The following is a 20,354-nucleotide window of genomic DNA, read 5'->3' as shown; positions in this document are numbered from 1 at the left end:
AGAACTATGCTTACCGGTAGCTTGGTTGCCCTGGTCACCCCGATGTCCGCAGATGGTCGGGTCGACTTCGAATCCCTTTCCCGCCTGGTCGATTTCCACATCGACAACGGCACCAGCGGCATCGTTGCCGTTGGTACCACTGGTGAATCCGCCACCCTTGCTGTTGATGAACACATCGCCGTCGTCGAAGCCGTCATCAAACAGGCCAAGGGCCGCGTCAAGGTTATCGCCGGTACCGGGGCAAACTCCACCGCCGAAGCCATCGAACTGGCTGCCCATGCCAAGCAGGCCGGTGCCGACATGACCCTTTCCGTGGTGCCCTACTACAACAAGCCGACGCAGGAAGGCATGTACCGCCATTTCCGCGCAATTGCTGAAAGTGTCGACATTCCGGTAATCCTGTACAACGTACCGGGTCGTACCGTTGCCGACATGAACAATGACACCGTACTGCGCCTCACCGAAGTGCCCGGCATCATCGGGCTGAAGGATGCAACAGGCGATATCGGCCGCGCTTGCGACCTGATCAGCCGTGTCCCGAAAAACTTCGCGCTGTACTCCGGCGATGATGCAACTGGCATGGCATTCATGCTGTGTGGTGGTAATGGCGTCATCTCCGTCACCTCCAACGTTGCACCGAAGCTGATGAGCCAGATGTGTGACGCCGCCATTGCCGGTAACGCGGCCTTGGCACGCGAACTGAACGACAAGTTGCAAGGTCTGCACAAGCAGCTGTTTGCCGAACCCAACCCGATTCCGGCCAAATGGGTACTGCAAGAGCTGGGCATGATTCCTGCAGGCATCCGCCTTCCCCTTCATGTGATGTCGGAAAGCCTGCGCCCGCAGCTGACGGCCGCCATGAAGCAGGCTGAACTCATTTAAACCCCCTGACGACAAGGGAGTCCGCATGAAACGAAGCGCGCCCGCCGCGATTCTGCTTGCAACCGGCATTCTCGCTGGTTGCAGCACCTCCAACCCGCTGGAAAAGAAACTGGACTACAAGTCCGCTGAACCGCCCAAAGCGGGCAACACCCTGGAAGTGCCGCCGGACCTGACCGCGCCGCAAATCCAGAACAAATATGTCATTCCGGCCACTGGCAGTGCTTCTGCCCTGGCCAGCAGCAATGCCGTGGCAGCCACCCAGCAAGCCGCCGCCGTTCAGGCTGCCGTGACTGGCAATACTGTTGCCGTCAACAGTATCGACAACATCACCATGGAACGTGCCGGCACTCAGCGCTGGCTTGAGGTGAAGGGCAAATCGCCGGCAGAACTGTGGCCGGTATTGAAAGCTTTCTGGCAGGAAAACGGTTTTGTCATCAAGACCGAAGAGCCTGACCTTGGCATCATGGAAACCGACTGGGCGGAAAACCGCGCCAAGCTGCCGTCCGATGGTATTCGCAAGCTGATGGAAACGGTTGGCCTGGGTGGTGCAATGTCCACACCGGAGCGCGACAAATTCCGCATCCGCCTGGAAAAGACCGCCAACGGCACCGAGATCTACTTCTCGCATCGCGGCATGTACGAAACCTTCATCAACGAAGGCAAATCGGACACCATGTGGCAGCCGCGTCCGGTTGATCCCAATCTGGAAGCCGAGCTGCTGGGCCGCTTCATGATCCGCATGGGTATCAACGAAGAGAAAGCCAAGGAAGCCATCAAGAAAACCCAGGTGGTTGCCGACAAGCCGAAAGACAGCATTGTTGATGGCAAACTCAACATCAACGACGGTTTTGACCGTGCCTGGCGTCGTGTAGGCCTGGCGCTGGATCGTATTGGTCTGGTGGTCAATGATCGCGACCGTTCACAAGGTATTTACTTCGTGAAACCCGCCAAGGGCGAACTGGACAAGGAAGAATCGTCCAGCGGTGGTTTCTGGTCCGGCCTCACCTTCTGGAAGAGCAAGGACGCCGATCAGAAAGCAAATTCCGGCGCGCCGGAATATCGCGTGGTGGTCAAGGAAGAAGGCAACGGTACCAGCTCCCTGGTGGTACAGAACAAGCAAGGTCAGGTTCTTTCCGACAGCTTTGCCAAATCCGTCCTGTCCAAATTGCAGACCGAGTTGCAGTAAGCAACTGCTGCCGCAGCAAAAAAAAGCCCGCTTCCGCGGGCTTTTTTCATTTCATGCCTCACATCTGCCATACAACAGCAAATGACGGACATAAAAAAACCGGCCGAAGCCGGTTTTTTGGTGCTTTCGCGCTGAATTACTGAGCAGCGGAAGCAGCCGGAGCGGAAGCAGCAGCAGCAGAAGCGTCAGCAGCCGGAGCGGAAGCATCAGCAGCCGGAGCGGAAGCGTCAGCAGCCGGAGCGGAAGCTTCAACAGCAGGAGCGGAAGCTTCAGCCGGAGCATCAGCCTTCTTACCGCAAGCGGACAGAGCAACGGCCAGCAGGGCAGCAACGAGGAGCGACTGTTTCATTTTTTCTTGACCTTTAAAGATAAGTTAACAAGACGTCAATTTAATCGCCCAAGCTGTATTTGGAAATGACTGGGCGACTGAAAATCTTTCAGTGCGCAAATTGTATCACGAAAAAAATTGCTGTGTAGGGGGGGAGAGTAGCAAAAATGCCACCAATCGCCCGGCAACCTTCCGCAGTGCAACATTCACGGCAAAATGAGCGTTTGAACGCCGATGCTTGCCGCTTGGATGCCTTGCCATGTGTACATTTGAACATCTGATGTGGTTATTTTGCTACAGACGGCGACAAATGCCAATATCCATCGAGATATCCTTCGTACAGCACACCCAATAACGACGGCCTGATGTCGGCTGCCGACAAATGGCGCTGATTGGCAAACTGTTGCCACACCGCAACATCAGCCGGTTCGATTTCGAGAACTTCGCCATTGCAATAGAACATTTCCTGATGGAACAGGATCAGGCTCTTGCGGTCCAGTTCGACGCCATGCCGGGAAACTTCATTGGCAAATTCGTCCTCATCCAGCTCGTCGTCAGGCGAATCGTAGAAGACATGTGGCTTAGGCTCAGTCAGGTAGTGACCCAGGAAATCGCTCACCGTGTCTTTGTTCCAGACAATCTGGCTGAGCATCTGGCTGACTTTGTCCACCATTTCTTCACTGATGCGGGCCGGATCGGGCTGCGTTTCAACTCCGGGTCGGCATAGCGCCCATCAAGGCAGATGTGGTCTTGCAGATAAACCAGGAACTGCGTGGCCAGCTCCTGTGCCGGTGCCGCTCGAAAACCAATTGAATAGGTCATGCCCGGTTCGAGTGCGACACCGTAATGCGCGCATTTGGGCGGCAAATACAGCATGTCGCCGTGCTCCAGCACGAACTCCTCTTCGACACGAAAATCCTGCAACACGCGGATGGGGGCATCCGGGATGAAGTCGTCATCAGCCTGCGAGGAAATCTGCCAGCGCTTTTTGCCACCGACTTGCAGCAGGAATACATCGTAAGAATCGAAATGCGGACCGACCGTTCCACCCGGAGGTGCATAACTGATCATCAGGTCATCCAGCCTGGCAAACGGGATGAAATCGAATTGCCACAGAATCTTGTCGATATGCGGCAAATGATGATTCACATTCTGCACCAGTATGGTCCAGTCGGTTTCACCCAGCTTGCGAAAGCGTGCCGGACGGAAAGGCCCGCGTTCCAGATGCCAGCGGCCATTGCGGTTTTCGATCAGGCGGGACTCGACATCCTCCTGCATCGCCAGGTCGGACAGACATTTGAAATCGACATGGGGACCGACATCAGTCAGCGCACCACGAATCAGCAAGGGCTTTTTTTGCCAGTATTCTTTGAGAAAGGCTTCTGGGGTAAGGCCACCCAGTAATGTCATCGGTTTCATGGCAGTTTCACGGGCTTGTGAGCCCTTCTATGGTTTACAATACGTTCAAGCGGCTGTTCCGCACCATTCCTTGCAGGAGAGGGAATTTCTGTGCTCCCTGCCCTGTCAAGATTTTTCATTTCATCCCGGACAATTTCTGATGCAAATCGCCAAAGATACCGTCGTTACCCTCCACTACGAGATGTTCGACGCGGAAAACAACCTCCTCGACAAGACCGAAGAGCCGATTGCTTACCTGCACGGTGGCTATGATGGCATTTTCCCGCTGGTGGAAGAGGCCCTGCACGGCAAGAATGTTGGCGACTCTGTCGACGTCAAGCTGAGCCCGGATGACGCTTTCGGCGACCCGGAAGAAGAACTGGTTCGCGTTGAAGACCTGGACGTGTTCCCGGCTGACGTGGAAGTCGGCATGATGTTTGAAGCTGACGACCCGGAAACCGGCGACGTTCTGCTGTTCCGTGTGACCGACATCGCCGACGGCAAGGCCATCGTGGATGCCAACCACCCGCTGGCCGGCCAGACCATCCGCTTTGTTGCCAAGGTTACCGAAGTACGTGCCGCCAGTGCTGAAGAACTCAGCCACGGCCACGTTCACGGTGCACACGGCCATCACCACTAAGCAATAAACAGGCAATCGTTTCGTATTGCCTGACCGACACTGGCGCTTCCCTGTCTGGTAACGGACTGGCGAGGCGTCAGTTTCATTTTCAATGCCATCGGCCTTGCCGATCGCGCGAATACGGCACTGTCGGTCTGCTGGTTGACGGGCAACAGCATGCCGTCAGAATCGCATTTGTCACTTGATACAGGGCAAAGGATGTCGATGACGGATAAAACGTCCATCCGGCTGCGTCATGGCACTCCTGCACATGCACGCTGAACGACATCGGCTTAGGGTGCAGGCATCTGCCCCAGCGTGACACGCTCCAGACCGGCCAGGTCTGCCAGGGTTTCAACTTGCTGCAATCCTGCTTGCCGCAGCAAGTCCCGCACTGCCGGGCCCTGATCATAACCATGTTCCAGCATGATCCATGCTCCAGCCTTCAGCCGGGACGGCGCACCGTCAATAATGGCGCGCAGGCACATCAACCCGTCAGCCTCATCAGTCAGGGCCATGCGCGGTTCGAAACGGACATCGCCCTCATCCAGATGGTGATCGTGCTGCTCGATATACGGCGGGTTGGAAACAATCAGGTCAAACTCCCCCTGCCCTGCCAATGGCTGATACCAGCTTCCCAGGTGGAACTGGACCTCGGCACCCAGCTGCTGGGCATTGCCACTGGCAACCTCAAGCGCGGCCGGAGACAAATCCACCGCCTGTACCTGCCATGCCGGCGCTTCCAGCGCCAGGGTGATGGCGATGGCACCACTGCCGCAGCCCAGGTCCAGCACACGCTTTGGTTCAAGGGTGGCCACGCGCTGCAAGGCGGCTTCTACCAGATGCTCGGTTTCCGGCCGGGGAATCAACACCGCAGGGCTGACACGAAACGGGCGGCCATAAAATTCGCGCTCGCCCAGCAAATAGGCCATCGGCTCACCTTGCAGGCGGCGCTGTGCCAACTGCTCGAAACGCGCGGCTTCGTCTTCCGTGAGCGGCAAGTCCGGGTCTGCAATCATGCGGGCATGGGTCAGGCCTGGGCGGACATGCTGCAACAGCATGCGTGCTTCAAGACGTGGCAGGGTATGGCAGCGCAGTGCCTGTTCAAGTGTCAGCATGATTCATCATCAAAGCAGGAAAAGGGTGGCAAGGCCAAGGAAAATGAAAAAGCCACCAGAGTCGGTACATGCGGTGATCAGCACGCTGGAGCCCAGCGCCGGGTCACGTCCCAGCTTTTGCATCAGCGAGGGAATCAGCACGCCCATGGTGGCGGCCAGCATCAGGTTGAGCGTCATGGCAGCCAGCATGACCAGTCCCAGGGACAGGCGGCCATACAGCATCCAGGCGATGAGGCCAATTGCGCCGCCCCAGATCAGGCCATTGAAGATGCTGACGCCCAGTTCCTTGCGCCACAAGCGCCAGGCCTGATTCACCTGCATCTGCCCCATGGCCAGGGCGCGTACGATCATGGTGATGGTCTGATTACCGGAGTTACCGCCAATACCAGCCACAATGGGCATCAGGGCGGCCAGCGCCACCAGCTGGTTGATGGAGTGTTCGAATGCGCCAATCACCCGCGAGGCGACAAAGGCAGTGCACAGATTGATGGCCAGCCAGGACCAGCGGTTTTTCACTGAATCAATAACCGGAGCAAACAGGTCTTCTTCTTCTTTCAGACCAGCCAGGTTCAGCACCTCACTGTCCGACTCTTCCCGCAGCACGTCCACCATCTCATCCACGGTCAGCCGTCCGATCAAGGCTCCGCGTTCATCCACTACCGGAGCGGACACCAGGTCGTAACGCTCGAAGGCCAGCGCGGCATCGCGCGCTTCGTCCTCCGGGTGAAAGGACACCACTTCGGTAGCCATCACGTCGGCCACCATGGCTTCCGGGTCTGCCACCAGCAGGCTGCGCAAGGGCAGCACGCCACAGAGTGCCTCGTTGGCATCCAGTACGAAAATCTTGTCGGTCTGGTGTGGCAGCTCGTCAAAACGGCGCAGGTAGCGCAAGACCACCTCGCAGCTGACATCGGCCCGGATTTTCACCAGTTCAAAATCCATCAGCGCGCCGATACTGCCTTCCGGATAGGACAGGGCCGATTGCAATTGCTGGCGCTCGGCCTCGTCCAGTTCGCCCATGACTTCATAAACCACCTGCCGTGGCAGGTCGCCGGCAAGATCAGCCAGCTCGTCGGTATCCAGCTGGCGAGCAGCCGCCAGCAGCTCCGCCGGGGCCATGGATTCGATCAGGGTTTCCCGAACGGCATCGGAAACCTCCAGCAGGATCTCACCATCCTGCTGTGCCTTGACGCGGTCCCAAACCAGCAGACGTTCATCCAGCGGCAAGGATTCCAGAATGTAGGCGATATCGGCCGGATGCAGGTTTTGCAGCCTTTGTTGCAGCTCGTCCAGTGCCGGTGAGGCGGCAGGGACAATGCCATCCTCTTCGACATGCAGCGCGATCAGCCTTTGCACCTCCGCCAGGCTTTCGCTCAATCGTTCAGCAGTTTGTTTTTTTTCAATAACCGACAAGCACAACTCCTTCCGCCATGGCGACGGAGACGGGGCTACACGGTCGTAATGGCGGGAATCAACAAGGAAAAACGGGGGAGCCAGGGGCTATGGGATAATTGGGTAAGTCCATGTGCAATACCGCACCTTTTCGGTACGGCAGAACGTATAAACAGAAGCAGAATTGTAACATGAAGCCCCCTTTGCCTTCCAGCAAAGGGGGGGGGGGATCTCAAGGCAGGTCGGCAAAGGCCATGCGTCGCTGGATGATGCGGGTTTTCTTCATCAGGCCAGTGGCATTGCGATGTTCATCGTAATAACGCGGATTGGGCACCATAGCCGCCAGTTTGGCAGCCTGTCCGGCAGACAGCCGGGAGGCACTGGTATGGAAGTAGTAGCGGGCGGCAGCTTCTGCACCGAACACACCATTCCCCCACTCGATGACATTGAGGTAGATCTCGAAAATACGGCGTTTATCCAGCACCTTTTCCAGCATCACGGTAATGGCCGCTTCTTCCAGCTTGCGCCATGGTGTCTTCTTGCTGGACAGAAACAGGTTCTTCGCCAATTGCTGGCTGATGGTGGAACCACCCGCCACGATGCGCCCCTGCTTCAGATTCTTCTCGAAAGCAGCCTCGATGCCATCCCAGTCAAAACCTTCGTGATCGGCAAACTTGGCATCTTCCGCCGCAATCAGGGCCCGTTTCAGGTTGGGAGAAATCTGGGCATATGGCACCCATTTCTGCCGTAACTCAGCCTCTGGGTCGTCTTCCTGCAATTTGGCCAACTGCTCGTTCATGAAGGCACTAGCCGCCGGGTTATGACTGCGCCAGTAGACGATATGGCCGAAAATCCACAGGTTGTACAACACAATGGCGGCCACCAGGACCGCCATGATCTTGAAAATGAGCCGCATCAAATCAGGCCAGCACTTCTCGCAACATATTGGTGACCTTGCGTGTGTCCGGTTTGACACCTCGCCAGATATGGAAGGACTCGGCCGCCTGCTCCACCAGCATGCCCAGGCCATCGGCCAGCATGCCGGCATTTTCGCTTTGGGCACGTTTCAGGAAAGGCGTCAGACCCTTGCTGTACACCATGTCGTAAGCCAGGGTGCGGGCGGTGAAGATATTGGCCGGCAGCGGCGGAATTTCATTATGCAGGCTGGTGGAAGTACCGTTGATGATGATGTCGAAGGTTTTGCCTTCCAGTGCCTCGTAGCCACTGGCCACCACCTCACCCCAGGGCGCGAAATGATGGGCAATGGATTCCGCCTTGATCAGGGTACGGTTGGCAATGGTCACCTTGGCCGGCTTCTGTTCCAGAATCGGTTCCAGCACACCGCGTACGGCACCACCGGCACCCAGAATCAGAATGCTCTTGCCTTCCATCGGGAAATCGAGGTTTTCCACGATATCGCGCACCAGGCCGATGCCGTCAGTGTTGTCGCCATACACTTTGCCATCGCGGAAAGTCAGGGTATTGACGGCCTCGGCTGCGCGGGCGCGCTCGGTCACTTCCTGCGCCATACGGAAGGCATCGCCCTTGAACGGCAGGGTGACATTCAGGCCCAGGCCACCTTCTTTTACAAACTGGCCAACCACTTCGTTGAATTTGTCCAGCTCGGCAAACAGCTTTTCATATTGCACGGCTTCGCCGGTGGCTCGGGCAAACTCACTGTGAATGAACGGCGACTGGCTATGGGAAACGGGGTTACCGATGACGGCGTAACGGTTGGTCATGATCAGCTTTCTTGGATTCCTGTGGTGCTACCGCATCGTGCGGTTCATCTGCTGAGGTAGCACTTTGCCGTGTAACGTCATAAACATCAACCGGTCAATACCCCTGTCCCAACAATTCAGGCCTGCTTCAGCCTTGCACCCACGGCAAGCCATGGGCTTTCCAGCCATTCACTACGCCGCGATGCTCATGGGCATCCTTGTCGCCCTCAAAGCCCTCCATCACGTTGTATACACGGGCATATCCGGCTGCCGCTGCCTGTACGGCCGCTTCATGCGAGCGCACGCCGCTGCGGCACATCAGCAGCAGCAAAGCCTGCTTGTCGACCGCGCCCTGCAATTGCGCAAGAAACTGCGGATTGGGCTGCATGCCGGGAAAACTGCGCAGCTCGATACGCAATGCACCGGGAACCACGCCGACAAATTGCCATTCCGCCGCACTGCGGACGTCCACCAGTACGGCGCCTTCCACTTGCTGAATGAGGCAATAGGCTTCTGTCGGTGTCAGCGCGCCCTGATAGGACAATTGCTGACTGGCGGCACGCTCTGCAGCGGTTTGCAGGATCTTGACGGTTTGTTCCATGGGCTACCTTTCTTTGTAACGGGGCCGTGCCACACTATGGTGCGCAGGGCCTGCCAGTGCGGAGCGGCTGTCAGCACCAGGCAATGCACCAATATCGATCATTTGCACTTGGCAAAGCATCATTTTGGTGCACAACTTGCGACTGGCAGGACCGAACACCCTGTGACACAATGATTGAATTAGCGTTCTTAGCCTGGCACGCTTCATGCTTCAAGCGAAGCGTACCATCTTTATCAAGCAATATTGCTTTCGATGCACGTTGCCTTTAGGAGAACATTCATGGCGGTTGCAGACGTAGTCAAGCTGATTCAAGAAAACGACGTCAAGTTCGTAGACCTGCGTTTTACTGATACCCGTGGTAAAGAACAACACGTTACCATTCCGGCACACGTGCTGCTGGAAGATGCTGACGAGTGGTTCGAGCGCGGCCACGCTTTTGATGGCTCCTCCATTGCCGGCTGGAAAGGCATTCAAGCCTCCGACATGCTGCTGATGGCTGACCCGGCTACCGCCAAGATTGACCCCTTCTTTGACGAACCGACCGTATTCATGTCTTGTGACGTGATTGACCCGGCCGACGGCAAGGGCTACGACCGCGACCCGCGCTCCATCGCCAAGCGCGCTGAAGCGTACCTGAAGGCATCCGGCCTGGGCGACACCGCCTACTTCGGTCCGGAACCGGAATTCTTCGTATTCGACAGCATCACCTGGGGCACCGACATGTCCGGTTGCTTCGTGAAGATCAAGTCCGAAGAAGCTGCCTGGGCCTCCGCTGAAGAATTCGAAGGTGGCAACACCGGTCACCGTCCGGGCGTGAAGGGTGGCTACTTCCCGGTACCGCCGGTTGACTCCGCACAAGACCTGCGTTCCGCCATGGTTCTGCTGCTGGAAGAACTGGGTGTTCCGGTTGAAGTGCACCACCACGAAGTGGCCACTGCCGGCCAGATGGAAATCGGTACCAAGTTCAGCACCCTGACCCAGCGTGCCGACTGGACCCAGATCCTGAAATACGTGGTTCAGAACGTGGCACACAGCTACGGCAAGACCGCTACCTTCATGCCCAAGCCCATCGTTGGTGACAACGGTTCCGGCATGCACGTTCACCAGTCCATCTGGAAAGACGGCAAGAACCTGTTTGCTGGCGACGGCTATGCCGGCCTGTCCGACACCGCCCTGTACTACATCGGCGGTATCATCAAGCACGCCAAGGCACTGAACGCCATCACCAACCCGGGTACCAACTCCTACAAGCGTCTGGTTCCGCATTACGAAGCTCCGGTAAAACTGGCTTACTCCGCCAAGAACCGTTCCGCTTCCATCCGTATCCCGCACGTGGCAAACCCGAAGGCTCGCCGTATCGAAGCGCGCTTCCCGGATCCGCTGGCTAACCCGTACCTGTGCTTCTCCGCTCTGCTGATGGCCGGTCTGGATGGTATCCAGAACAAGATCCACCCGGGCGATGCTGCTGACAAGAACCTGTACGACCTGCCGCCGGAAGAAGACAAGCTGATCCCGACCGTGTGCGCAAGCCTGGACGAAGCCCTGGCTGCTCTGGACGCAGACCGCGACTTCCTGACCCGTGGCGGTGTGTTCTCCAACGAATGGATCGACGCCTACATCGAACTGAAGATGCAGGAAGTGAACCTGACCCGCATGACTACCCACCCGGTAGAATTTGCAATGTACTACTCCCTGTAATCGGGCGATGGCACCTTCGGGTGCCTTGCCGGATACAGAAAACCCCGCGCAAGCACTGCTTGTGCGGGTTTTTTCATGCCTGCCGGCTACCGCCAGGAACACTCAGCCCGGCAACTCGGCAAAAGCCTTGAGCATGGCCAGGCCATCCTGTGGCGCAACAACCAGCTGGCTGACATCAAATGCCGGATCGAACACCGGGGCAAACTGGGGGAAGCGCGCCAGTGCTTCGGGCTGCGGCACATGGAAACCCATATACCACTGGCCAAACTCACGCTGTTTGCATTCGCTGCAAAACAGGGACTCCACCTGATGATGGCGCGAATCCTGGCTGATTTTGCTGAACGCAGCCTCAACCACAGCCTCCTCCCCCTCCAGCAGTTGCAAGAAGCAGCCATCGCGGTACAGCAACAGGCCGGTGATCTGCCGGGCCTGGTTATTGGCCACCGACTTGTCCAGGATTGCCGTCAAATCGGCAGGAGACAGTGCTGTGGTGGCCTTGCTGGAATAAAGCAACTGAATCAGCATGGGCCGGCTTTCTGTAAAGTGCCAGGACGATGGGCTGAACGGATGACTGCAAACATTTCCTCATTACCTTCTGCATGGAGACCGGACATCAAATACAGGCACACGCCATGCCATTGGCACAAGGTGATGCCCGGGCGCATGATGACACATTCCGCAGATGTTCGGCATGCTGGCCGCCGCCTTGTTGTCATGCAGATGTGACGCGAGACCACCTTTTGCTTATCATAGCGTCACATCCTCCCGTTTTCACCGCAGACGCCCGACACCATGAAAACCCTTGCTTTCTGCCTGCTGCTGACTTGTGGCCTGGCCCATGCCGAGGTGTACAAATACATCGACGCCAATGGCAATGTCACCTTCACCAATGTGCCGATCAAGGGCGCCAAGCCCATGCACCTGGCACCGCTGTCCACCTATGGCGGCAGTGGCAGCGGCAAGGGCAAAGCGGCCGCCAGCGGCAAATCTGCCTCCACACCGGATGGCTACCCCAGTGTGGACAACGGTACCCAGTCCAAGCGCGACGAAGGCCGCCGCAAGATTCTGGAAAACGAGCTGGCCAATGAGCAAAAAGCCTTGGCTGATGCACAAAAGGCTTACACCGACGGCGCGGCTACCCGCAACGGCGATGAAACCCGTAACTACCAGAAATACCTGGACCGGGTACAAAAACTGAAGGACGCCGTCACCGAGCGCCAGAAGAATGTGGACGCATTACGCCGCGAACTGGGGCAAGCTGCATCCAATGCACAATAATGGTGCATAATTAAGGCCGATTTCGTGCATATGCGGTGCTCCGGCTTGGCGTGCTTATTGCTAATAGCCAGATGCACAGCCTCATCCGATTCGGAGCACCATGAACTCGCCCAGCTTTGCCGGCCTGGATTTACTCGACACCCCGGTCCTGATCACGCATGCCGATGGCAAACTCGAATTTGCCAATCCCGCCTGTGAAAACCTGCTGGCCATAGGCCGGCGAGAGTTGCTGCGCCACTCGCTGTTCGAGTTGCTGCAAGACAGCCCCGCCCTGCGCCAGGCATTGGCCACCGCCTTACAACACAACTCCAGTTATATCGAGCACGACCTCGAACTGCGCACACCGCATGGCGAGCAGCCCTTGCATATCGCCCTGTCGGTGACACCGATTGATGCGGAGGGTCGGCTGGCGCTGGTCGAGCTGCGGCCACTGGATCAGCAACTGAAAATTGCCAACGAAGAGCGGCTTTTGCTGCAACAACAGGCTAATCGCGAGCTGATTCGTAACCTGGCGCATGAAATCAAGAACCCCTTGGGGGGAATCCGCGGTGCGGCCCAGTTGCTGGAGCATGAACTGTCAGACCGGCCGGAGCTGAAGGAATACACCGAAGTCATCCAGGAAGAAGCCCTGCGCCTGCAATCGCTGGTAGACCGCCTGCTGGCCCCGCATCGCCGCCATGTGCGCAGCGAAATCAATATCCACGAAGTGCTGGAACGGGTGCGCAGCATTGCGCTGGCCGAGTACCCACAGGGCCTCGTCATCCGCCGCGACTACGACACCAGCCTGCCGCACATGGTGGCGGACAAGGAGCAGCTGATCCAGGTGGTGCTCAATATCGTCAAGAACGCGGTGCAGGCCATGAAGGCCAAGGGCGAGGTGATTTTGCGCACGCGCGTCGCCCGGCAGGTCACCCTGGCACGGAAGCGTCACGTGCTGGCATTAAAATTGCAGATTGTCGACAACGGTCCCGGTATTCCGGAAGAAATCAGGGATCACATTTTTTATCCCCTGGTCACCGGACGCGCCGAAGGCACCGGCCTGGGGCTGACACTGGCCCAGGCTTATGTACACCAGCACGGCGGCAGCATCGAATTTGAATCCCGCCCGGGCCAGACCTGCTTTACCGTGATGCTGCCCTTCAGCAACACGGACTGAAACCAATTACAGAAACGAGGGCTGCTATGAATAACCCGGTGTGGATCATTGATGACGACAAGGCCATCCGCTGGGTCCTGGAAAAGGCACTCGGCCGCAGTGGCATCGGCTTTGACAGCTTTTCCAGCGCCGACGATGCGCTGAATGCCCTGTACGACAATACACCGCGCGTCATCATTTCCGACATCCGCATGCCCGGCACCGATGGTTTGAAATTTCTCTCCCGGGTAAAGGCCGATCATCCGCAGCTGCCGGTCATCATCATGACCGCGCACTCCGACCTGGATTCGGCAGTGGCCGCCTTCCAGGGTGGTGCATTCGAATACCTGCCCAAGCCCTTTGATGTCGACCAGGCTGTGCAGCTGATCGAGCGCGCACTGGCCGAGAGCAATAGCCAGATCGAAGCCACCGGCGGCGTGGAAGCCATGCCGGTGCTGCTAGGCCAGGCCCCTGCCATGCAGGACGTATTCCGCGCCATTGGCCGCTTGTCGCAATCCCATGTCACCGTGCTGATTACCGGCGAGTCCGGTACCGGCAAGGAGCGGGTGGCCGAAGCGCTGCACCGCCATTCGGTGCGCTCCAGCAAGCCTTTCATTGCCTTGAATACCGCAGCCATTCCCAAGGATTTGCTGGAGTCCGAACTGTTCGGCCATGAAAAAGGCGCTTTTACCGGCGCGCTGGCCACCCGTCGCGGCCGCTTTGAAGAGGCGGAAGGCGGCACGCTGTTTCTGGATGAAATCGGCGACATGCCCACCGAGCTGCAAACCCGCTTGCTGCGCGTGCTGTCGGACGGACACTTTTACCGCGTGGGCGGCCATGTGCCGATCAAGGCCAATGTGCGGGTGATTGCCGCCACCCACCAGAATCTGGAAGACCGGGTCAAACGCGGCCTGTTCCGGGAGGACCTGTTCCACCGCCTGAATGTGATCCGCCTGCGTCTGCCGCCCTTGCGCGAACGGCGCGAGGACATCCCGCTGCTGACCCGCCATTTCCTGGCCAAGAGCGCCAGCAGTCTGGGCGTTGAGCCCAAGCGCCTGACCGAAGCGGCGATGGAAGTGATCAAGTTCCACAGCTTTACCGGTAATGTGCGCGAACTGGAAAACCTGTGTCAGTGGATTACCGTGATGGCACCGGGCCAGCAGGTGGAAGTGGGCGACTTGCCCTCCGAACTGCGCGAACCGGAAGCCATTGCACTGGCGACGGAAAGCGATGGCAGCCCGGTAGTCAGCAGCGCCGTGCACGTGGTGGACTGGACGCTGGGGCTGGCCGAAGAAGTGGCCCGTCGGCTGCGCGCCGGTGAAGTGGGCATCATCGACGACCTGACCCGCCGCTTTGAAGAAAGCTGCATCCGCACCGGGCTGGCCCACACCGGTGGCCGCAAGGTGGAAGCCGCCCATCTGCTGGGCTGGGGCCGCAACACCCTGACCCGCAAGATTCAGGAACTGGGCATGGAAGGGCATGACGAACATGCCGACCATGTCTAGGCGCTGACTGATCAGCCTGCCAGTACGGTAAGGCCGGGGAGCGTGGCGAAGCTGCGCTCCCGTACCGTGGCCAGAAAATCCTGCATGAAGGCAAGCGGTGCATCCTCGCTGCGCACCGCGGCATACAACTCGCTGCGCAGGCCGCCATCGCCAATGGTACGCGCCACCACATAGCCCTTTTCCAGATAAGGCCGCACCGCCCAGTACGGCAAGGCCGCCACACCGCGCCGGCTGGCCACCAGCTGGATGATGGCCACCGTCAGCTCGCTGCTGCGCCGTGGCGGGTTCACCCCGGCAGGCAACAATACCTTGCGCCACAAATCCAGCATGTCATCCGGCACCGGGTACTGGATCAGCGTTTCACCGGCGAAATCCGCCGCCTGCCAGATTTTCTTTTCTGCCAGTGGATGATCCCGCGCCACGATGCCCACCATCTCGTAAGCAAACAAAGGATGGTGCACCACACCGGCTTGCGCTTCCATTTCCGACACGATGGCCAGATCCGCCCTTTGGGTCAGCAGCAGGCTGACCGGGTCGGCATGAAAGCCGGACACGATGTCCAGCTCTACCGCAGGCCAGTGCTGGCGGTAGCTGTCCATGGCCGGCATCAGCCAGTCAAAACAGGTGTGACACTCCACCGCCACGCGCAATTCACCGGCATCTCCTTCGCGAATGCGCGCCACATCGCGCTCGGCCGCAGCCACACGGCCCAGCAGCTCATGCGCCAGCGTCAGCAGGCGTTCCCCCGCCAGGGTAAAGCGTAGCGGCTGGGTCTTGCGTTCGAACAAGGGCTGCTGATAGTAGGCCTCCAGCTGCTTTAGCTGATGCGACAAGGCGGACTGGGTGAGAAACACCCGCTCTGCCGCCAGCGACACGCTGCCGGTTTCCTGCAAGGCAATCAGGGTTCGCAAATGACGCAGTTCCAGCACAGTCGCACCGTCCAATCATGAAAATAATTAATTCAAATCGACAAAATTATGCGTTTGAATCATACAGCAAAAACCACCATGCTGGAGCCACTGACAACAAGGAGCCCCGCATGACCACACTGCACCTGGCCGGTTTCCCCCGCATCGGCGCCAAACGCGAACTGAAATTCCTGCTGGAAAACTACTGGCAGGGCCAGATAGACGAGCAAGCACTACAGCAAGGCGCACGCGAACTGCGCCAGCGCCACTGGCTGCTGCAAAAGGGTGCCGGCATCACCCTGTCACCGCTGGGCGACTTCTCCTTGTACGACCACGTGCTGGATGCGCAGATTCTGGTGGGTGCCATCCCGCCCCGCTTCGGCTTTGATGCGGCCAGCATCAGTCCTGAACAGTATTTCCAGCTGGCACGTGGCAACCAGCAACAGCCCGCGCTGGAAATGACCAAATGGTTCGATACCAACTACCACTACCTGGTGCCGGAATGGCATGCCGACACCCGCTTTGCCGCCAACCCGGCGGTCTTGCTAAGCCAATTGGCCGAGGCACGGGCACTGGGCATCCGTACCAAGCCGGTGCTGATCGGCCCGGTCAGCCTGTTGTGGCTGGGCAAGTGCAAGGGCGGCGAGTTTGACCGGCTGCAACTGCTGCCCGCACTGCTGGCCTGCTATGAACAGATCCTGCAACAGCTGTCCGCTGCCGGCGTGAGCTGGGTACAACTGGACGAACCCATCCTGGCACTGGACTTGCCCGCCGACTGGCTGCAAGCCATCGCCACTGCCTATCAGCAATTGGGCAGCACTCCGCTGAACCTCCTGCTGGCCACTTATTTTGGCAGCGTGGCGGAGCACACCGCCCTGCTCAGCACACTGCCGGTAGCCGGCCTGCATCTGGACCTGGTGCGCGCACCAGAGCAGCTGGCAGCCTTCGCCGCCCATTGGCCGGCAGACAAGATTCTTTCCGCCGGCATCGTGGATGGACGCAATATCTGGCGCAGCAATCTGTCGGCCCAGCTGGCGCTGCTGGAGCCACTGGCCGAGCAACTGGGCGACCGGCTATGGCTGGCCCCCAGCTGCTCGCTACTGCACTGCCCGGTAGATGCCGCCGCCGAAACCACCATGGATGCCGACATCCGCAGCTGGCTTGCTTTTGCCGTACAAAAGCTGAATGAGCTGAAGCTGCTGCAGCGTGCTCTGGAACAAGGCCGCAACAGCATCGTGCATGAACTGCAGGCCAGCGACCATGTGCAAACACTGCGCCGCAACAGCCCGCTGACTCATCGCCCGGCAGTGCAGGACAGGCTGGCCACATTGCCGCCCGGTGCCGACCAACGCCGCAGCCCCTTCGCCAGCCGGGAGGCACAGCAACAGGACTGGCTGCAGCTGCCCCTGCTGCCCACCACCACCATCGGTTCCTTTCCGCAAACCGCCAGCATCCGCAGCGCCCGCGCCGCCTTCAAGCGCGGGGAACTGTCTGCAAGCGACTATCAACAGGCCATGCAGCAGGACATCGCGCTGGCCATCCGCCGTCAGGAAGCGCTGGGCCTGGACGTGCTGGTGCATGGCGAGGCCCAGCGTAACGACATGGTGGAATACTTTGGCGAACAACTGGACGGCTTTGTGTTTACCCGGCTGGGTTGGGTGCAGAGCTATGGCAGCCGCTGCGTCAAGCCGCCCATCATCGTGGGCGATGTGGCACGGCCGCAGGCCATGACCGTCAGCTGGGCCGTCTACGCCCAAAGCCTGACACAGCGCCCGGTCAAAGGCATGCTTACCGGGCCGGTCACCTTGCTGCAATGGAGCTTTGTCCGGGACGACCTGCCGCGCAGTACGGTGTGCAAGCAAATTGCCCTGGCCTTGAACGATGAAGTACTGGAACTGGAAAATGCCGGCATCCGCATCATCCAGATTGATGAACCAGCCATCCGGGAAGGCCTGCCGCTGAAAAAGGCCGATCAGGCAGACTACCTGCGCTGGGCGGGCGAAGCCTTCCGGCTATGTAGCTGGCGGCTGGATGACAGCACGCAGATTCACACCCACATGTGCTACTCGGCCTTTGGCGACATCCTGCCGCAGATTGCCGCCCTGGATGCCGACGTGATCACCATTGAAACTTCGCGTTCGGACATGGCGCTGTTGCAGGACTTTGCCCGTTTCCATTATCCCAACCAGATCGGCCCCGGTGTTTACGACATCCACAGCCCGCGCACACCGCGCGCCGACGAAATGACGGCATTGCTGGAACAGGCCTTGCAGGTGATACCGGCCAGGCGCTTGTGGGTGAACCCGGATTGCGGCTTGAAAACCCGCAGCTGGCCGGAAGTGGAAGCCGCGCTGCAACGCATGGTGGCTGTGGCAAAAAACCTGCGCCAACAGCTGGCAGCAACGGCAGACTGACCGTCATCTATTGCAATTTGTAAAAACTATTTCTAGTATTTGCTTACCAAGACTCTCTCTCAGGGCTACCCCCGGCCCGCTTGGTACCCGCTGATCAAGGGCTCCTTCGGGAGCCCTCTTTTTATCTGCGACAGCATGAAAAAACCGCCATACAGGCGGTTTTTTTCACAAGGCGGTGACTGCCTCACTCATTGGGCGTCAGCATGCCCGGCGTCATCATCACCTTCAGCCGCACTTGCTCCAGATCGTGGCGTACGCGGTGGCTCAACCACCACACCGCCCCTTTCTTCACACTCCACAGCAAGGGCTGCTCGCCCAGCAGCTGGGCAGACAGGCGCCCGATATAAGGCTGATGCCCCACCAGCACGATGGTCTTGCCTGCCTCAGGCCAGTTAACGGCCTGCATCACCGCCTCGATCGAGCATCCGGGTTCAGTTCTGGCAACACGGTGTAACGCTTGCTCAGCAGCGCTGCGGTTTGCTGCGAGCGTTTGGCTTCCGATGCCAGCAAGATAAAATCGCGCGGCAGACGGTCGCGCAGCCAAGCGGCCATCTGGCTGGCCTGTTGCTGACCACGGCGCGTCAGTGCGCGCGCCAGATCATCCGAGCCCTCTTCTGCCTCGGCGTGGCGCCATAGAATCAGATCCATCATTCACCTCCGTTATTGTTGTTGGTGCGGCATCACGGCAAGGTAAACCCGCCTTGTGGTGCCGCACGACATGCCTGTATCCCAGAGCATGACAGCAGACCGGCAGCCTACACCAGCCTTGTGTCAGCTGCATGTCGGACAAACACCTAGCCAGCCCGGCCTAGTGCAGCAAAGGTGCCAGCAAGGGCACCAGAATGGCCGTCACCACACCATTCAGCCCCATGGCGAGGCCAGCAAAGGCCCCCGCCGTTTCCGACAACTGAAACACCCTGGCCGTGCCGATGCCGTGGGCGGAAATCCCGGTTGCCGTCCCCAGCACCATGTCATCGCGCAAGCCCAGCAGATTGAACAAGGGTTTGACGATGACCGCACCGAATATGCCGGACAAAATCACGAACATGGCGGACAACTCCGGAATGCCGCCAATGCCCTGCGACACGCTCATGGCAATGGGCGTGGTAACGGCACGGGTGGTGAGCGACAGCAGTACCTGCTGCGGCAATTGCAGCAGCCAGCCCACTCCTACCGCACTGACAATCCCTACCAGCCCACCAAACCCGATGGTGATGGCCAGGGGCCGGCGGCACGCTTCAACCGCGACAGATTGCCATACAACGGCACGGCCAGTGCCACCGTGGCCGGGCCCAGCAGCATCTGCACCATCACCCCGCCCTTCATGTAATCGCGATAGCTGGTGCCGGTGGCCAGCAACCAGGCCAGCAACAGCAACACACCGATCAGCACCGGATTGGACAAGGGATGCCCCTTGCAGCGGCGGTTGAACAACACCGCCAGCTTGTAGGCCAGCAAGGTGACAAACACCCCGGTCAAGGGAGAGGTGCGGATCACGCTGAGGGCAGCATCGGTATTCATGCGCCCTCCTGGTGTCGATGGCGCGCCAACAGCAGCTTGAGCAACAGGCCGGGCAGCAGCAGGGTCAGGGTGGTGGACAGCACCAGCACCACAATCAGCTGCCAGCCAAAACCGGCCAGCAAATCACGGTAAGCCAGCACCGCAGCCCCGGCCGGAATGAACAATAGAGACAGATGCGACAGAAAGCGCGGCACATTCAGCTTCATGCTTTCCGGTACGGATTTGCGCAAGGCCAGCGTGGCAAACAGCAACAGCATGCCCAGCACCGGGCCAGGCAAGGGCAGGGAAAAAGTGCGGCTGATCAGTTCTCCAGCCAGCTGGTAGCCTACCAGCCACAACAGGGTTTCTATCATGATCGTCATTCCGCTTGCGGCAACATGGCTGACACAAGTCCGGCAAAGGGCAAGAACAGGGGCTTTCATCATACCTGTCGCAGCCCGGCGGTGAAATAAACAGGCAAGCGTATTGTCGTATTACAGGCGACAAACAGGACAAGCATCGCCCGGCTTTGGCATAATGCGCGCCATGATCGAGGATTCACACTGGCTGCCGCAGCCACCCGCCCTCCCCCCGGCCCTGCTCGGGTTTTTGTCACCGAGCCCGGGCTCGCTCACCCGAAACGGGCTGCTGGGCCCAACCCGGGCCCACCC

At 58.9% G+C, this 20,354-nt stretch carries 21 protein-coding genes and 1 pseudogene; 8 read left to right on the top strand and 14 right to left on the bottom strand.

The genetic code is table 11. From position 1 onward, the window contains the following. The first annotated feature begins 6 nt into the window (after positions 1-6). Together dapA and bamC are read left to right on the top strand one after the other, a co-directional pair. Positions 7-882, top strand: coding sequence for a 4-hydroxy-tetrahydrodipicolinate synthase (gene dapA / locus AWT75_RS03735; protein WP_062787460.1), 876 nt, complete (start codon positions 7-9; stop codon positions 880-882). 25 nt (positions 883-907) lie between these two features. Further along, positions 908-2,068 (top strand): outer membrane protein assembly factor BamC, encoded by a 1,161-nt coding sequence (gene bamC / locus AWT75_RS03730; protein ID WP_062787457.1) that lies wholly within the window; start codon positions 908-910, stop codon positions 2,066-2,068. Positions 2,069-2,119: 51 nt separating this feature from the next. Here the strand turns inward: bamC and AWT75_RS21975 are convergent, their stop codons facing one another. The 3 genes from AWT75_RS21975 to AWT75_RS03720 form a co-directional block, all read right to left on the bottom strand. Then, positions 2,120-2,350 (bottom strand): hypothetical protein, encoded by a 231-nt coding sequence (locus AWT75_RS21975; RefSeq protein WP_062787452.1) that lies wholly within the window; start codon positions 2,348-2,350, stop codon positions 2,120-2,122. A gap of 332 nt (positions 2,351-2,682) precedes the next feature. After that, the gene (locus AWT75_RS23660) at positions 2,683-3,048 is read right to left on the bottom strand and encodes a winged helix domain-containing protein (protein WP_338021288.1); all 366 of its coding nucleotides are present in this window, start codon (positions 3,046-3,048) and stop codon (positions 2,683-2,685) included. Further along, positions 3,012-3,815, bottom strand: coding sequence for a cupin domain-containing protein (locus AWT75_RS03720; protein WP_338021287.1), 804 nt, complete (start codon positions 3,813-3,815; stop codon positions 3,012-3,014). The genes AWT75_RS23660 and AWT75_RS03720 overlap by 37 nt, the downstream gene beginning before the upstream one ends. A gap of 139 nt (positions 3,816-3,954) precedes the next feature. Here AWT75_RS03720 and AWT75_RS03715 point away from each other — a divergent pair, with 139 nt between their 5' ends. After that, entirely contained in the window at positions 3,955-4,434 is a 480-nt protein-coding gene (locus AWT75_RS03715; protein WP_045847609.1) for an FKBP-type peptidyl-prolyl cis-trans isomerase, read from the top strand. A gap of 272 nt (positions 4,435-4,706) precedes the next feature. Here the strand turns inward: AWT75_RS03715 and prmC are convergent, their stop codons facing one another. The 5 genes from prmC to AWT75_RS03685 all read right to left on the bottom strand — a co-directional run bounded on the left by prmC (position 4,707) and on the right by AWT75_RS03685 (position 9,245). Then, positions 4,707-5,528 carry a peptide chain release factor N(5)-glutamine methyltransferase gene (gene prmC, locus AWT75_RS03705; protein WP_062787641.1) on the bottom strand — a complete coding sequence of 274 codons (822 nt, stop codon included), beginning with the start codon at positions 5,526-5,528 and terminating at the stop codon, positions 4,707-4,709. A 12-nt stretch (positions 5,529-5,540) separates the two neighbouring features. Beyond that, positions 5,541-6,878 (bottom strand): magnesium transporter, encoded by a 1,338-nt coding sequence (gene mgtE, locus AWT75_RS03700; RefSeq protein WP_420835416.1) that lies wholly within the window; start codon positions 6,876-6,878, stop codon positions 5,541-5,543. A 277-nt stretch (positions 6,879-7,155) separates the two neighbouring features. Then, positions 7,156-7,839: a monofunctional biosynthetic peptidoglycan transglycosylase gene (mtgA, locus tag AWT75_RS03695; protein ID WP_062787444.1), complete on the bottom strand. Its 684-nt coding sequence runs from the start codon at positions 7,837-7,839 to the stop codon at positions 7,156-7,158. A 4-nt stretch (positions 7,840-7,843) separates the two neighbouring features. Beyond that, a complete protein-coding gene (gene aroE, locus AWT75_RS03690) occupies positions 7,844-8,665 on the bottom strand; it encodes a shikimate dehydrogenase (protein ID WP_062787440.1) in 822 nt (273 codons plus the stop codon). Between the two features lie 127 nt (positions 8,666-8,792). After that, positions 8,793-9,245: a rhodanese-like domain-containing protein gene (locus tag AWT75_RS03685; protein ID WP_062787437.1), complete on the bottom strand. Its 453-nt coding sequence runs from the start codon at positions 9,243-9,245 to the stop codon at positions 8,793-8,795. 279 nt (positions 9,246-9,524) lie between these two features. Between AWT75_RS03685 and glnA the strand changes: the two genes are divergently transcribed. Further along, positions 9,525-10,943: a type I glutamate--ammonia ligase gene (gene glnA, locus AWT75_RS03680; protein ID WP_045847615.1), complete on the top strand. Its 1,419-nt coding sequence runs from the start codon at positions 9,525-9,527 to the stop codon at positions 10,941-10,943. A gap of 102 nt (positions 10,944-11,045) precedes the next feature. Here glnA and AWT75_RS03675 read toward each other — a convergent pair whose 3' ends face one another. Then, complete coding sequence (locus AWT75_RS03675; protein WP_052694156.1) at positions 11,046-11,468, bottom strand: BLUF domain-containing protein; 423 nt, start codon at positions 11,466-11,468, stop codon at positions 11,046-11,048. A gap of 267 nt (positions 11,469-11,735) precedes the next feature. Between AWT75_RS03675 and AWT75_RS03670 the strand changes: the two genes are divergently transcribed. The 3 genes from AWT75_RS03670 (at position 11,736) to ntrC (ending at position 14,861) form a co-directional block, all read left to right on the top strand. Beyond that, positions 11,736-12,221, top strand: a complete 486-nt coding sequence (locus AWT75_RS03670) for a DUF4124 domain-containing protein (protein ID WP_062787434.1) — start codon at positions 11,736-11,738, stop codon at positions 12,219-12,221. Between the two features lie 100 nt (positions 12,222-12,321). After that, positions 12,322-13,377, top strand: coding sequence for a nitrogen regulation protein NR(II) (gene glnL, locus AWT75_RS03665; protein ID WP_045847617.1), 1,056 nt, complete (start codon positions 12,322-12,324; stop codon positions 13,375-13,377). 26 nt (positions 13,378-13,403) lie between these two features. After that, a complete protein-coding gene (gene ntrC, locus AWT75_RS03660; protein WP_062787431.1) occupies positions 13,404-14,861 on the top strand; it encodes a nitrogen regulation protein NR(I) in 1,458 nt (485 codons plus the stop codon). An 11-nt stretch (positions 14,862-14,872) separates the two neighbouring features. On the opposite strand, the gene AWT75_RS03655 is transcribed toward ntrC, so the two are convergent. After that, positions 14,873-15,790 carry a LysR family transcriptional regulator gene (locus tag AWT75_RS03655; RefSeq protein WP_193394062.1) on the bottom strand — a complete coding sequence of 306 codons (918 nt, stop codon included), beginning with the start codon at positions 15,788-15,790 and terminating at the stop codon, positions 14,873-14,875. 110 nt (positions 15,791-15,900) lie between these two features. On the opposite strand from AWT75_RS03655, the gene metE reads away from it, so the two are divergent. After that, entirely contained in the window at positions 15,901-18,183 is a 2,283-nt protein-coding gene (metE, locus tag AWT75_RS03650; protein WP_062787425.1) for a 5-methyltetrahydropteroyltriglutamate--homocysteine S-methyltransferase, read from the top strand. 184 nt (positions 18,184-18,367) lie between these two features. Here the strand turns inward: metE and AWT75_RS22600 are convergent, their stop codons facing one another. The 4 genes and pseudogenes from AWT75_RS22600 to AWT75_RS03635 form a co-directional block, all read right to left on the bottom strand. Next, positions 18,368-18,589: a hypothetical protein gene (locus AWT75_RS22600; protein ID WP_239689452.1), complete on the bottom strand. Its 222-nt coding sequence runs from the start codon at positions 18,587-18,589 to the stop codon at positions 18,368-18,370. Next, a complete protein-coding gene (locus AWT75_RS22595) occupies positions 18,589-18,834 on the bottom strand; it encodes a SixA phosphatase family protein (protein ID WP_239689451.1) in 246 nt (81 codons plus the stop codon). Before AWT75_RS22595 ends, AWT75_RS22600 begins: the two co-directional genes overlap by 1 nt. Before the next feature lie 157 nt (positions 18,835-18,991). Next, positions 18,992-19,704, bottom strand: a pseudogene (locus AWT75_RS03640) (LrgB family protein). Beyond that, on the bottom strand, positions 19,701-20,057 hold the full coding sequence (locus AWT75_RS03635) for a CidA/LrgA family protein (protein WP_045847635.1): 357 nt from the start codon (positions 20,055-20,057) through the stop codon (positions 19,701-19,703). The pseudogene AWT75_RS03640 and the gene AWT75_RS03635 overlap by 4 nt, the downstream one beginning before the upstream one ends. Positions 20,058-20,354: the final 297 nt, after the last annotated feature.

It is taken from the genome of Aquitalea pelogenes (genome assembly GCF_001515305.1).
Taxonomy (GTDB): domain Bacteria; phylum Pseudomonadota; class Gammaproteobacteria; order Burkholderiales; family Chromobacteriaceae; genus Aquitalea; species Aquitalea pelogenes.
This window is presented reverse-complemented; position numbering and strand designations above follow the sequence as displayed.